9 protein-coding genes are annotated in these 13,190 nt (G+C 70.5%); 7 read left to right on the forward strand and 2 right to left on the reverse strand.

Going from position 1 to position 13,190, the window contains the following annotated elements:
- Positions 1-97: 97 nt before the first annotated feature.
- The 4 genes from BC102111_RS13890 (at position 98) to BC102111_RS13905 (ending at position 5,218) form a co-directional block, all read left to right on the forward strand.
- The gene (locus BC102111_RS13890; RefSeq protein WP_063249360.1) at positions 98-760 is read left to right on the forward strand and encodes a hypothetical protein; all 663 of its coding nucleotides are present in this window, start codon (positions 98-100) and stop codon (positions 758-760) included.
- Positions 757-1,611 carry a tRNA pseudouridine(38-40) synthase TruA gene (gene truA / locus BC102111_RS13895; protein WP_063249358.1) on the forward strand — a complete coding sequence of 285 codons (855 nt, stop codon included), beginning with the start codon at positions 757-759 and terminating at the stop codon, positions 1,609-1,611. Before BC102111_RS13890 ends, truA begins: the two co-directional genes overlap by 4 nt.
- A gap of 186 nt (positions 1,612-1,797) precedes the next feature.
- Positions 1,798-2,391 carry a DUF1269 domain-containing protein gene (locus BC102111_RS13900; protein WP_009376141.1) on the forward strand — a complete coding sequence of 198 codons (594 nt, stop codon included), beginning with the start codon at positions 1,798-1,800 and terminating at the stop codon, positions 2,389-2,391.
- Positions 2,392-2,656: 265 nt separating this feature from the next.
- The gene (locus tag BC102111_RS13905; RefSeq protein WP_101624641.1) at positions 2,657-5,218 is read left to right on the forward strand and encodes a bifunctional metallophosphatase/5'-nucleotidase; all 2,562 of its coding nucleotides are present in this window, start codon (positions 2,657-2,659) and stop codon (positions 5,216-5,218) included.
- Positions 5,219-5,310: 92 nt separating this feature from the next.
- On the opposite strand, the gene BC102111_RS13910 is transcribed toward BC102111_RS13905, so the two are convergent.
- Together BC102111_RS13910 and BC102111_RS13915 are read right to left on the reverse strand one after the other, a co-directional pair.
- Complete coding sequence (locus BC102111_RS13910) at positions 5,311-7,731, reverse strand: hypothetical protein (RefSeq protein ID WP_101624642.1); 2,421 nt, start codon at positions 7,729-7,731, stop codon at positions 5,311-5,313.
- Positions 7,728-10,307: an alkaline phosphatase family protein gene (locus tag BC102111_RS13915; RefSeq protein ID WP_257957744.1), complete on the reverse strand. Its 2,580-nt coding sequence runs from the start codon at positions 10,305-10,307 to the stop codon at positions 7,728-7,730. Before BC102111_RS13915 ends, BC102111_RS13910 begins: the two co-directional genes overlap by 4 nt.
- Before the next feature lie 271 nt (positions 10,308-10,578).
- On the opposite strand from BC102111_RS13915, the gene rplM reads away from it, so the two are divergent.
- The 3 genes from rplM to glmM all read left to right on the forward strand — a co-directional run bounded on the left by rplM (position 10,579) and on the right by glmM (position 13,104).
- On the forward strand, positions 10,579-11,022 hold the full coding sequence (gene rplM, locus BC102111_RS13920) for a 50S ribosomal protein L13 (protein ID WP_009376130.1): 444 nt from the start codon (positions 10,579-10,581) through the stop codon (positions 11,020-11,022).
- Between the two features lie 33 nt (positions 11,023-11,055).
- Entirely contained in the window at positions 11,056-11,559 is a 504-nt protein-coding gene (gene rpsI / locus BC102111_RS13925; RefSeq protein WP_009376128.1) for a 30S ribosomal protein S9, read from the forward strand.
- A 192-nt stretch (positions 11,560-11,751) separates the two neighbouring features.
- Positions 11,752-13,104, forward strand: coding sequence for a phosphoglucosamine mutase (glmM, locus tag BC102111_RS13930; protein WP_009376126.1), 1,353 nt, complete (start codon positions 11,752-11,754; stop codon positions 13,102-13,104).
- The last annotated feature ends 86 nt before the right edge of the window (positions 13,105-13,190 follow it).

Genomic DNA, 13,190 nt, shown 5'->3' on the forward strand with positions numbered 1-13,190 from the left:
CCGGTGACCGACCCGTTCGCGGCGGGGGTGAACCCCACGTAAACTTGTACCGCGCCCGCGGGCTGGGCGCGGCCGGCACGAGAGGGGAGGACTGCGCGTGGTCTGGACCATCATCGCCGCCGCTGCGGTCTCCGTCCTCCTCGTCGCTGCGGTCATGCTCACCATCCTTCGGTTCAACCAGCTCTCGATGGCCCGTTCCCTCTGCGACGAGGCCAAACGGCAGCTCGTCGTCGAACTCAAGGCCCGGCACGCCCTCGTCCCCGCCTACATCGGCACCCTGCAGCAGGTGACCACCCGGGACCTGAGCAGCCTCGAACTCGCCCTCGCCTCAGCCGAGCGCGCCGTCTTCGGCCCGCGCGGAGCGGCCGCCGAGAACGCCCTGTCCACGGCGATCGACGGTGCGGCCCTCATCCCGACCACCCCCAGCGGAGGCGCCGACGCGGCCACCTCGGTGCAGGCGGGGATGCGCGACGAGCTCGAGACCACCGTCCTCCTCCTCCATGGCCAGCTCACCGTCCTCTCCGAACGGATCGTCGCCGTGAGCCGGCTCTACAACGCCAACGTCGACCGCTACCACCGGCAGCGCGCCCGCTTCCTCTCCCGCCTCTTCGGCCGCGTCTTCCGCCCCCGGGAGCACTTCACAGAGGACTCCTCCCGAGACGGCACGGACCCCCGTCGCGCCGAGGCGGACGGTCCTGCCGGCACCGAGGGCCGCACCAGCACCGGGGACCGCACCGGCCGGGGAACGGTCGAGGCATGACCCGGTTCCGCATCGACCTCGGCTACCGGGGCACCGACTTCCACGGCTGGGCGAAGCAGCCGGGCCTGCGCACCGTCCAAGGCAAGCTCGAGGACGGTCTGGCCCGGGTCGCCGGCACCGAGGTGGCCGCCGTCGTCGCCGGACGCACCGACGCCGGCGTCCACGCGAGGCGCCAGGTCGTCCACCTCGACCTCGGCGACGAGGCCATCGCCCGGCTCGTCGGACGCTCGTCCCGAACCGCGGAGACGGCGCTGCTCTCGCGTCTGCGCGGGGTGCTCACCGCCGACGGCTCCGACGACCTCGTCGTCCACGCCGTGAGCGAGGCTCCCGCGGACTTCGACGCGCGCTTCTCCGCGCTGTGGCGCTCCTACCGCTACCGCCTCGCCGATCATCGGTCCTTCGTCGATCCGCTCCTCACCGCGGTCACCCCCCGCCACAAGGGCGAACTCGACGCCGAGGCGATGGCCGAGGCCGCCGACGAGGCGCGCGGACTCCACGACTTCCTTCCCTTCTGCAAACCGCGGGAGGGGGCGACGACGATCCGCACCCTCCACGACCTCGACGTCGTCCGCGACGACGACGCCGTGATCACCATCGACCTGCGTGCCGACGCGTTCTGCCATCACATGGTCAGGGCGCTCGTCGGCGGGCTCATCCGGGTCGGGTCGGGAGCGTGGCCGGTCACCCGTCCCGCCGAACTCCTCGCCGAGGCGGATGCCGGGATCGCCCCCGAGGGGCCGATGTTCGTCACCCCCGCCCACGGACTCGTCCTCACCGGGGTCGGCTACCCGGCACCTGAGGACTACGCGGCACGCGCGGCCCAGACGATGGCCCGCCGCGACCTCGACTGACCGCCGCCCTCGACCTCCCACGCGGCCTCGGTCGATCGTCCGCTCGGATCTGAGGGAGTCCTGTGAAAACGATCGTGCTCTTGACCCCTCATCGCAGGGGTGGTTGTCTGGGTGACCCGGCACCGGCGAGCCGAGCCTTCCCCGACCGCCATCCCCACCCATCCGCCATCTGCGAAGGGAAGCGCCATGTCAGAAACCAACATCGTCCTCCTCACCTGGGACAACTCGAGCACCGCCTATGAGGCCTTCAGCAAGTTCCGCGACCTCGACTCCGCAGCGATCACGATCGTCGCCTCCGCCGTCGTCGAACGCAACGATCGCGGTCAGTTGCGTGTCACCGACGGGCAGGACAACGACCTCGGACTCTCCACTCTCGGGGGAGGCGGCATCGGGGCGCTCATCGGCATCCTCGGCGGCCCCCTCGGCGTCCTCCTCGGATTCGCCACCGGTGCCCTCATCGGCTCGACCGTCGACGCCGAGCGCACGTTCGACGCTGACGACGCCCTCACCGTGTTCAGCAGCGCCCTGCCCGCCGGCAGGACCGGCGTCATCGCCGAAGTCGAGGAGACCGATCCCGCCGTTCTCGACGACTTCGCGAAGTCGACGGGTGCCGAGCTCCTGCGTCGGCCCGAGGACGAGGTCCTCGACGAGGTCGCCGCCGCCGAGGACGCGGCGATCGCCGCCGCCGACGCCGCCCGCGAGAAGGCGAAGGAGGCGAAGAAGGCCGAACGCAAGGAGAAGCGCGAGGAGCGCATCGCCAAGATCAAGGCGAAGCTCTGAGCGCACCGCCTCACCGCGATATCAGCACGTCGACGGCGGCGCACGACCCGATCCCCGGGACGTGCGCCGCCGACGCATTCCGGACGCCTGCCTTGTCGTCATTCTCTGGGAGTTTGAGAGGGAACCTCTTCCCAGGTGTGAGATTCCTGTGTAGATTCACGTGTACGTCACTCGTCGTTCGCTTCCCTGCGACACGATGAGTTCGCTCGATCCTCTTCTCAGCCCGTCGCCTGCGGCGGACGTCATGACCAAAGGATGCGAATCTATGTCGACACTCGTCACCAAGGCGCTCGCCGCCGGCGCAGCCGTCACGCTGCTCACCCTGCCCGGCATCGCGCCGACCCATGCGGCACCGCTGGGCAACCCGTCCGAGGAGTCCTCGGCGTCGCAGGAGAACCCGGACCGGGAGTCCTCGATCGGCACGCCGACGAGCCCCGCCGAGGCGGCCCCGGAGTCGCCGGCCCCCGCTGAGTCCGCCGCCCCCACCGATGCTCCGAGCGCTGACCCCAACGCCGCTCCTGCCGGGACCAAGGTCCAGCTGCTCGGCATCACCGACTTCCACGGACGCATCGTCGAGGCCGGATCGCAGGTCGCCTCGGTCGTCGAGGAGGAGAGGGCGAAGTTCGCCGACGTTCCCGGTGCCGCCGGAACGGCCTTCCTCTCCGCCGGCGACAGCATCGGCGCCTCGACCTACGTCTCCTCCTCACAGAACGACTCGCCGACGATCGACGTGCTCAACGCCATCGGACTCCAGGGCTCGGCGACCGGCAACCACGAATACGACAAGGGCATCGACGACCTCACCGGACGGGTGTCCGCCGAAGCCGACTTCCCCTACCTCGCCGCGAACGTCTACGACAAGGGCACGACGAACGTCGTCGACGGACTCGACGCCTACACGACGCTCGACGTCGGAGGCGTCAAGGTCGCCGTCATCGGCGTCGTCACGCAGGACACGACCTCGCTCGTCTCACCCGACGGCATCGCCGACGTCGACTTCGGCGACCCCACCGACGCGGTCAACCGGGTCGCCGACGAACTCGAGGCGCTGCCGGAGGAGGAGAAGCCGGACATGACGGTCGTCGAGGCCCACCTCGGCGCCTCGTCGACGGAGAGCCTCGAGGCGGCAGAGGCCTCGAACGCCGAGTTCAAGAAGCTCGTCACCGAGGCCGACCCCTCGGTCGACGCGATGCTCACCGGCCACACCCATCTGCCGTCGTCCTTCGACGCCCCGGTGCCGGGCGATCCCGAGCGCACGCGCCCGGTCATCCAGGCCGGCAACTACGGATCGGTCGTCGGTCAGCTCCAGCTCGAATCCCTGGGCAACGGCGACTGGACGACCGCGACCTCGGAGCTCCTCTCCACCGAGGACAAGGACTATGCGTCCCCGGTCGTCGACGAGGTCAAGCAGATCATCGCCGACGCCGACGAGAAGGCCAAGGGACCGGGATCCGTCGTCGCGGGCACGATCACCGAGGACATCACGCGCGCCTTCAACGACGGTTCGGAGGACCGCGGTGCCGAGAGCACGCTCGGCAACCTCGTCGCCGATGCGCTTAAGGACGGCGTCGGGGACTCCCAGCTCGCGCCCGCGGACTTCGGCATCACGAACCCCGGCGGTCTGCGCACGGACCTCAAGTGCGATGACATCTACAACACCGAGAAGCGCTGCGAGGTCACCGCCGCCGAACTCAACGCGGTCCTCCCGTTCGCCAACGACCACGGCGTCGTGACGATGAAGGGCGCAGATGTCATCGGGCTCTTCGAGGAGCAGTGGCAGCCCGCAGGCGCCTCGCGGCCGTTCCTCCACCTCGGCATCTCGAAGGAGCTCGACGTCGTCTACGATTCGAGCGCCGAGGCCGGGAAGCGCGTGAAGTCGGTCAAGGTCAACGGCGAGGAGATCGACCCGAACCGGGACTACCGGGTGGCGACCCTGAGCTTCCTCGCCGCGGGCGGCGACAACTTCTCCTCGTTCGCGAAGGGGACGTTCGAACAGTCCGGACTCACCGACTTCGAGACGTGGACGAAGTACTTCAACGACAACTCGCCGGTCGCCCCCGACAAGACCGAGCGGCAGGCCGACGCCGCGAAGGACGTCATCGCGAACGGCGAACTCAACGTCGACTTCACGGCTCCTGCCGACGGCATCGCTGCGGGGGGCTCGGGCGAGTTCCTCCTCACCACTGACGCGAAGGCCGAGGTGCCCGGTCCCGTCGACGTCACCGTCGACGTGCCCGAGGGCTTCACCGTCGAGGCGGGGCAGGCGCAGTCGGCAACGGCGCCCGCGGCGGCTGTCAAGCAGGAGGCCGGTCAGGCGACGATCACCCTCGAGTCGATCCCGGCGGGCCAGTCAGAGGTGCCCATCACGGTCAGCGCCCCCGAAGACGCCTCTGGGGAGGTCACGGCCACCGCGACGCTCCTCGCCGGTGAGGCCGAATGGTGGGATGACAACCCGCTGCCGCTGCCGCACGCGTTCGAGGCGACCGCGGACGTCACCGCCGGTGCCGGCGCCGATGCGGGCGCAGACGGCGGTGCGGGCGCTGACGGAGGTGCCGCTGATGCGGGTGCCGACGGCGGCTCGGCCGATGCCTCGGGTGGCGCGAAGGGCTCTGACGGCGGTTCGAATGCCGGCGGATCGTCGTCGGCGGGCGGATCGGCCTCGTCGGCCGGCGGCGGCTCGGAGGCCTCCGCGGGCAAGGACGGGGGAGACCTCCCGCGCACCGGCTTCGAAGCGATGAACCTCGTCGCCGCTGCGCTCGCCCTCATCATCGCCGGCGGCGCCGTCGTCACCGCGATCCGCAGGAAGAAGGCCGACGCCGAGGTGTGACCTGGCGTTGTGTGCGAGTCCGGACGGGCCGGGGAGTCGCCTCCCCGGCCCGTCCGCGTGTCCGGTCCCGGGACCGGAGTGTCTTCGGGTCCTCAGGAGGGTGCGCCGCCTCGGCGCTCGGGTGACCGGTCGCTGAGCCGGCGTGGGTCGGTCGGGGACACACCGTCACGGGCGGTCCGGTCTGCGGTGGTCGATCGTGAGGCCGCGGGCCCGGAATCCGGGGCACTCTCGGCACCGGACGGATTCTCGGCATCGGCCGCAGCCGTGGCACCGGCCGCATCCTCGGCATCGGCCGGGGGCGGACCCGCGGGGGAGGTGAGACGGGTGGCGGCGGTCGCCTCGGCGGGGGAGGACGGGGTGCGGAACGTCTCGAGATGGGCGAGGACGGGCACGAGGAAGAGGATGCCGACGGCGGGGACGACGATGCCGGAGTCGTTGATGATCGTGCCCACGCCGAGGAGGATCGCGAGGCTGATCATCCCGGCCCGCAGCAGCGGGATCCGGGCGTAGGCGTCGACGAGCCCGCGCAGGCCGAACCGCTGCGGCATGAGCGCGGCCCAGACGACGGCGATGATGACGAGCGGAAGGATGACCGTCATCCACGACTGGGTGAGGATGTCGATGTTCATGTCGATCTTGCGCGCGAGCACGCCGAGCGCCTCACCGCTGATGAGGGAGTCGAAGAAGCGGCCGAAGTGGGTGCGCTGGTTCGCCGGTCGCAGCCAGTCGAGGAAGAGGACGAGGAGCATGACGAACCCGGCGATGCCGACGGTGAGGCCGAGCCGTTTGAGCGAGAAGCGGATCCCCGCCGAGGCGAGGGCGAGGTAGGCGACGCCGATGATGAGCGTGGGCACGGACCCGAACTTCGTCCCGAGGCCGGGGGCGGCGAGCAGTGCGCACGAGACGAGCACGGGGATGAGGACGATCGACAGGCGCGCCATCGGCCGTTTCGTCATTGAGGCGAAGCCCGCGACGGCGAGCAGCAGGGCGCAGCAGTAGAGTGCGAGCGCGGAGTTGCCGATCCCGTAGAAGCGGGAGGCGATGAGCAGCGGTTCGCCGAGCAGCGTCGACATCTGCAGCTGCGAACCGGTGACGACGTCGTAGCCGAGGACGGTCACGGTGACGACGCAGACGAAGAGGACCGGACCGAGACGGTGTCTGCTCCACGGTCCGAGGAGGGCGAGGGCCCCGAGGACGAGTGCCCATCCGACGAGGGCGCCGAGCATCGCGATGTCGGGGTTCGTCGCCCGTTCCCACGGCACCGTGTTGACGAGGTACGTCGAGACGGGCATCGCCGCGAAGACGATGCCGAGCCGATACGCCCCGGAGCGGACGAGTTCCGCGTGCCGCCGGCGGAGGAACCACGCGAGGACGAGGAGGACGACCATGAGGGTGGCGACGACGGGGAAGAACCACGTCGAGATCTCGTTCTGCGTCTTCACCGCGACCTGCCGGTCGAGCACCGACTGGTAGCGCGACTCCCACGACCCGCCGGGGGTCGAGCTCATCGGAGCACCGGCGACGTTGCCCATCGGCTCCCCGCCGGAGAGCTGGACGAGCGTCGGCGCGATGTCGGGAACCTGGACGAGACCCGGCTGCCTGGTCGAGGACGAGGTGAGCAGTCCCGGCTTCTCACCGGGCTGGAGCATCATCGTCGCCTGCATCGACGAACCGTCGTGGGTGCCGTCGGCGATCGAGGCGAAGATGACCGGGGAGGTGCCTTCGCCGATGCCGTCGGCGGCGTCGGCCGTCATCCACCCGGTCGCTGAGAGGACCGCTCCGACCCGACGGTCGAGGTCACGCAGCGAATAGCCGTCGGCGGCGGAGTTGCCGAGGTCGACGATCGTCAGCTCCCCGGCCTCGGAGGCGGCGGCGGCCCGCGGACCGATGTCGTCGCCGATCGGGGACCACGCCTCGATGCGGCCGGTGGGGTCGGCGGCGGCGATCGCGGCACCGGGACCGAACGCAGAGATCGACGGCACCGCCTCGGCGAGCCCGCCGAGCGCGGCATCGTAGTTGTCGCCCCGAGCGACCTGCGCGTAGACGTCCCAGTCGGCGACCCAACCGTCGAGCGGCGGCTGCGGCACCCGGCACTGGGGACGAGGTTCGTCGGCGGCGCGCCTGCCCGAGCCGACCGCGAGCCAGCCGTCGACGGGGCAGCTGACCGAGCGGACGCTGCGCGGGGTCATCGTCCCGATCTGCGCGGACTGCATCATCGCCCAGAGGTTCGGCGTCGTCTGCGGGTCGAGGTCCTCGAACTCGAAGCCGGAGGTGCCGATGAGGATCGCTCCACGGTCGCCGGTGCTCGTCGAGGTCGCTCCGGAGTCGGTCGGCGGCGAGGAGTCGACCGGCGGCGAGGAGCCCGCAGGCGGGGTCGCGGATGCCGACCGGCCCGCGGATGGTGTCGGGGCGTCGGCCGCCTGACCGGCCTGGGGGAGGCCGACGACGAGCACGGCGGCGGCGAGGAGGCCGAAGAGGACCCGGACGAACCAGGAGCGCGGCAGCACGGTCATCGCACCGACCCGTTCGTGTCAGTGCCGGGGGTCACACTGGTGCCACGGTCCGCAGTTCGGCCAGCGGATCCGACCCGGCCGGCGGAGGCGCGGCGGTCCGGACCGTTCTCGGCGAGGTCCGGGCCGGCACCGCTGAGGCCACGGTCGGCGCAGAGAGCGAGGAGATAGGGAAGGAGGACCATCGCCCCGGTCGAGGGCACGGCGATGCCGGAGTCGGTGAGGACGAGCCCGACGGCGAGACCGGTGACCGCGGCGAGGAATCCCGAGTGGACGTCCTCGTCGGTGAAGAGGGCGGGAAGGCGCCCCTGCCAGTGGTCGAGCACCGCAGCGGTGCGGGTCCGCCCGCGGAAGCGGGGGAAGTGGAGGAGGTAGCGGAGGAAGAACAGGATCGCGATGATCGCGAGCGGGGTGACGATCGCGAGCGCGGGGTTGATCTGGATGATGTGGAGGTTGGCGCCGAGCTTGCGGCCGACGACCTGGAGGGCTTCGCCGGTGACGAGCTGATCGAAGAAGTTCCCGAAGTGCGAACGGCTGCCTGCCGGTCGCAGCCAGTCGAGGAACGCGATGCCGAGGAGGACGCCGAGCGAGGCGAGGCCGATGAGTCCGAGGCGGAAGAGCGAGAGGCGGATCCGGCTGACGAGCGCGAGGAGGACGAGCAGTCCGGCCAGGGTGGCGATGGTGCCGCCGAACTTCGCCCCCCAGGACGGGTTCCCGGAGACGAAGACCGCGAGGAGTCCCACGACGGCGGGGACGAGGACGACTGCGCGCGTCCGGCCGGCAGCGCGCAGGCGCGAGACGACGAGACCGAGGAGGATGAAGAGGCTGACGATGAAGATCGCCGCGCCCTGGTTGCCGAGGCCGTAGAACCGGCCGCCGACGATCGGGTTGTAGCCGAGCAGCGAGTTCGCCTGCAGTCGGGAGCCTGTCGCGAGGTCGACGGCGATGACGAGGAGGGTCACGGACGTCAGCGCCCCGACCCGACCGCGCCAGGTCCGTCCCCACGGCGGAAGGAGGGCGATGACGAGCATCGCTGCGGAGCCGATGACCACCGAGACCCCGAGTCCGAGGTCGGGCTCGGGGAAGCGGGCCCACGGGAGGAGCCCGGCGAGGAAGCCGCCCATCGGCACGGTCGCGAGGACGAAGCCGATCCATCCGAGCAGCCGGTGGACCGACAGGCTCTCGGCACCGGCCTGCACGCGCTCGAAGCCGCTGGCCCCTGGCGACTGGCGCAGGCCAGGCACCCGCCGCAGCCCCGGCACCCGCGCCAGACCCGGCACCCAGGCCCGGGCGACGGCCGTGGAGAGGAGGAGACCGCAGAGGACGACGAGGACGTAGAACGCGATGTCGAGGGTGAGGGAGAACGTCGAGAGGTTCTCGTAGACGGTCTCGGCCTTCGTCGCCTCGGTCTCGAGGTCGAGGAGCCTGTCCTCCGTCGACGCCGAGGACGCTGAGACGTCGAAGGTGATCCCGCTTGGCGAATCGATGCCGAGGTGTTCGAGGATGCCCGGCGCGAGATCGGTGAGCTGGAGGAGTGCCGGGCTGCGCGTCGAGGCCGAGGACACGGTCCCGGCGGCGAACCCCGGTCCCGAGCCGATGAATGCCCGCAGCCTCGGCGATCCCGAACTGTCGCCGAGGCCTGCGACGATGACGGTCGGCTCTCCCTCGGACTGCTCCCGGAGTTCGCCGAGGGCGGCGCCGAGGCGACGGTCGGCCTCGGCGACGGCGGTGCGCCGGTCGTAGTCGACGGGCACGGTGTAGGAGTAGTTGGGGATCGGGTCGTAGAGCCAGGACCGTGAGCCGATCGACCCGAGGTCGATGAGCGAGAGACGGCATCCCGCGCCGATCGCATCGTCGGTGTAGTTCCGCACCGCTCCGCCCTCGTCGGCGACGGCGTACGCGGCACCCGGACCCTGGGCGGCCGCGCACGCGTCGAGGCCGCTCGGCGCTGCCGGGGCCTCGCGCACGAGGCGGGCGAGCATGCCGTAGTCGACGGTGTACCCGGTGCCCTCGTTCGGCTCCCGGACGGAGGCGAAGTCGGGGATGCGGGCCGCCTCGGCGAGATCTTCGTCACCACCGGCCGCGGACGGGTCGGCTCCCTCGGCCTCGGCGGTGGCACCTGCGGCCGACGTCGGCGCGATGAGGGAGGGGCAGCGCGCGGGGTTGTCGAGGTCGGGTTCGTGCTCCGGCCCCGCCACGGCGCGGGCACCGGCACCGAGCGACAGCCATCCGGAGGCCGGGCATGTGGCCGAGCCGATCGTGCGGACGTTGAGGTTGGCGATCGCCCCGCCTGAGGCGAGCTCGAAGAGGTTGGGGGTGCGCTCCGGGTCGATGTCGCCGATGGTCAGACCCGGTATTCCGAAGACGACCGTCGGATTCCCGGCGGTCGCGGCATCGTCGGCCCCGGCCGCCGGAGGGCTCGGCTGCGACGACTCCTCGGTGCCCTGCTCCGGCGTCGTCGACGACCAGGCAGGGGTCGCCGGAAGAGCTCCGACGAGTGCCAGGAGCCCGACGACCATTCCCAGCACGAGGATTCGGGCGGCGGGAAGGCGAATGGGCAGGAAGGAGTCAGGCGGCACAGGTCAATGGTATCGGGTAGCGCATCTCACCCCGCTGGCATCGGGCTGGACGTTTGCTCAGCGGGCGCGCGGGCATGTATATTTGATTGTCGTTGTGTGCGCTCGTCGTGCTCCCTTGCATAGCCTCTTGCGTTGCAGGCCCGTAGGTGGGGAAGCAGCTGACGGACGTACCCGATCGAAGACAATCAGCGCGCGGACGAATCAGCCTCACGACCCGATGAGTCCGCAGGCCGCTGGCCCCAGCAACACAGATACGAAAAGAAGGCTACTTTTGCGTACGTACACCCCCAAGCCCGGCGAAGTCGAGCGCCAGTGGCACGTCATCGACGCCACTGACGTCGTGCTCGGTCGTCTTGCCACCCAGGTTGCCCGCCTGCTGCGCGGCAAGCACAAGACCACCTTTGCACCGCACATCGACTCCGGTGACTTCGTCATCATCATCAACGCCGACAAGGTCGCGCTGACCGGCGCGAAGCTCGAGCAGAAGCGCGCTTACCACCACTCGGGCTACCCGGGCGGCCTCAAGAGCGTCAACTACGCCGAGCTGCTCGCCTCCAACCCCGAGCGCGCAGTCGAGAAGGCTGTCGCCGGTATGGTCCCGAAGACTCGTCTCGGACGTGCCCAGATGCGGAAACTCAAGGTCTACGCCGGTGCCGAGCACCCGCACGCCTCGCAGAACCCGCAGCCGTACGAACTCAGCCAGGTCGCGCAGTAAGCGCCGCCGGCCCCAGACCAACCGAGGAGAACCGTGGCTGACACCGCCAACGCGACCGAAGTCGAAGAACTGACCGAATACACCTCCGAGACCCCCGCAGACGCCGGCCTGGGCGACCAGACCGCCGGTGGACGCGGACAGTCCCTCACCGCCCCCGGCAACGGAGTGGGCCGCCGCAAGCAGGCGATCGCCCGCGTCCGCCTCATCCCCGGCTCGGGCGAGTGGACGATCAACGGACGCACTCTCGAAGAGTACTTCCCGAACAAGCTCCACCAGCAGCTCGTCAACGAGCCCTTCCGCCTGCTCGACCTCGAAGGCCGCTTCGACGTCGTCGTGCGGATCTCGGGCGGCGGACCCTCCGGACAGGCCGGTGCCGTCCGTCTGGGCATCGCCCGTTCGCTCAACCAGATCGACGCCGAGTCGAACCGCCCCGAACTCAAGAAGGCAGGCTTCCTGCGCCGCGACGCCCGCGTCAAGGAACGCAAGAAGGCCGGTCTCAAGAAGGCCCGCAAGGCGCCGCAGTTCTCGAAGCGCTGATCCGGCTCGACCGACCGCGCATGGTCTGCCACTGATGCGCGACCGGTTGTCGCAAGTGCGGCCCCGAACCCGTTCGGGGCCGCACTTCGTGCATTCACGGCCCGCGGGCCCGCCCAGCCGGATCACCGACCTCCGCGGTGCGCCGATGACCATGCACTACGATCGAACAGAACTGTGAGAAAGGACCTGCCCATGGCACGACTCTTCGGAACCGACGGGGTGCGCGGCCTCGCCAATCGGGACATCACGGCGAAGCTGGCGCTCCAGCTCTCCGTCGCCGCCTCCCGTGTGCTCACCCGGACGTGGAGCGGCGAGAAGCGTCCGTTCGCCGTCGTCGGTCGCGACACCCGCGTCTCCGGTGAGTTCCTCTCCGCCTCGACGAGCGCGGGAATCGCCTCTGCCGGAGTCGACGTCCTCGACGCCGGAATGCTCCCGACGCCCGGCATCGCCAGCGTCGTCCGGGACACCGGCGCCGCGTTCGGCGTCGTCATCTCCGCCTCCCACAACCCGATGCCCGACAACGGCATCAAGTTCTTCGCCGCCGGCGGCACGAAGCTCGACGACGCCGTCGAGGACGAGATCCTCGCGATCCTCGACGAGGACTGGGAGCGTCCCACCGGCGCCGAGGTGGGACGGATCTCCCGCTACCCGGCCGCCGCCGACGAGTACACGGAGAAGCTCGTGCGTTCGATCGCCCCCGACGGGGTGCGCCCGCTCTCGGGTCTCAAGGTCGTCGTCGACTGCGCCCACGGTGCCGCCTCGATCGTCGGTCCCGCGGCTCTGCGCCAGGCCGGTGCCGAGGTCATCGTCTCCGCCGCCGAACCCGACGGACTCAACATCAACGACGGCGTCGGCTCGACGCACCTCGAACCGCTCCAGCGCCTCGTCGTCGAGACCCAGTCCGACCTCGGCGTCGCCTTCGACGGAGACGCCGACCGGTGCCTGGCCGTGGACTCGCTCGGACGCGTCGTCAACGGCGACCAGCTCATGGGCATCCTCGCGATCGGGCTCAAGGAGCTCGGCGAGCTCAAGGGGAACACGCTCGTGACCACGGTGATGTCGAACCTCGGTCTGCGCCTGGCGATGGACCGCTACGACATCCGGACCGTGCAGACGGCCGTCGGCGACCGGTACGTGCTCGAGAAGATGCTCGCCGACGGCTACTCCCTCGGCGGAGAGCAGTCCGGGCATCTCCTCATGCTCGACCACGGCACGACCGGCGACGGCGTGCAGACGGCTCTGCACCTCATGAAGCGGATGGCCGATGCCAAACGCACGCTCGCGGACCTCGCAGCGGAGATCCCGCAGCTGCCGCAGTCGCTCGTCAACGTCAAGGGCGTCGACAAGCACCGGGTCGACATCCCGGAGGTCGCCGCGGAGGTCGCCGCCGTCGAATCCGAACTCGACGGCACCGGCCGCGTGCTCCTGCGCGCCTCGGGCACGGAACCGCTCATCCGCGTCATGGTCGAAGCCGAGACCGAGGAGATCTCCCGCCGCCAGGCCGAGCGCCTCGCCGCCGTCGTCAAGGAGCACCTCGCGCTCTGACCCTCCCGAGCACCGCCTCGGCGGGGGAGCGGAATCCCGCCTCGGCGGGGACGCACGGCACCACGAAGGCCCGGGACGAGGAATCG

This window comes from Brevibacterium casei CIP 102111, assembly GCF_900169275.1.
GTDB classification, from domain to species: domain Bacteria; phylum Actinomycetota; class Actinomycetes; order Actinomycetales; family Brevibacteriaceae; genus Brevibacterium; species Brevibacterium casei.

Coding starts and splice junctions, on each gene's coding strand:
- BC102111_RS13905 (WP_101624641.1), top strand. CDS start 2,657: ATGTCGACACTCGTCACCAAGGCGCTCGCCGCCGGCGCAGCCGTCACG.
- truA (WP_063249358.1), top strand. CDS start 757: ATGACCCGGTTCCGCATCGACCTCGGCTACCGGGGCACCGACTTCCAC.
- glmM (WP_009376126.1), top strand. CDS start 11,752: ATGGCACGACTCTTCGGAACCGACGGGGTGCGCGGCCTCGCCAATCGG.
- BC102111_RS13900 (WP_009376141.1), top strand. CDS start 1,798: ATGTCAGAAACCAACATCGTCCTCCTCACCTGGGACAACTCGAGCACC.
- BC102111_RS13910 (WP_101624642.1), bottom strand. CDS start 7,731: ATGACCGTGCTGCCGCGCTCCTGGTTCGTCCGGGTCCTCTTCGGCCTC.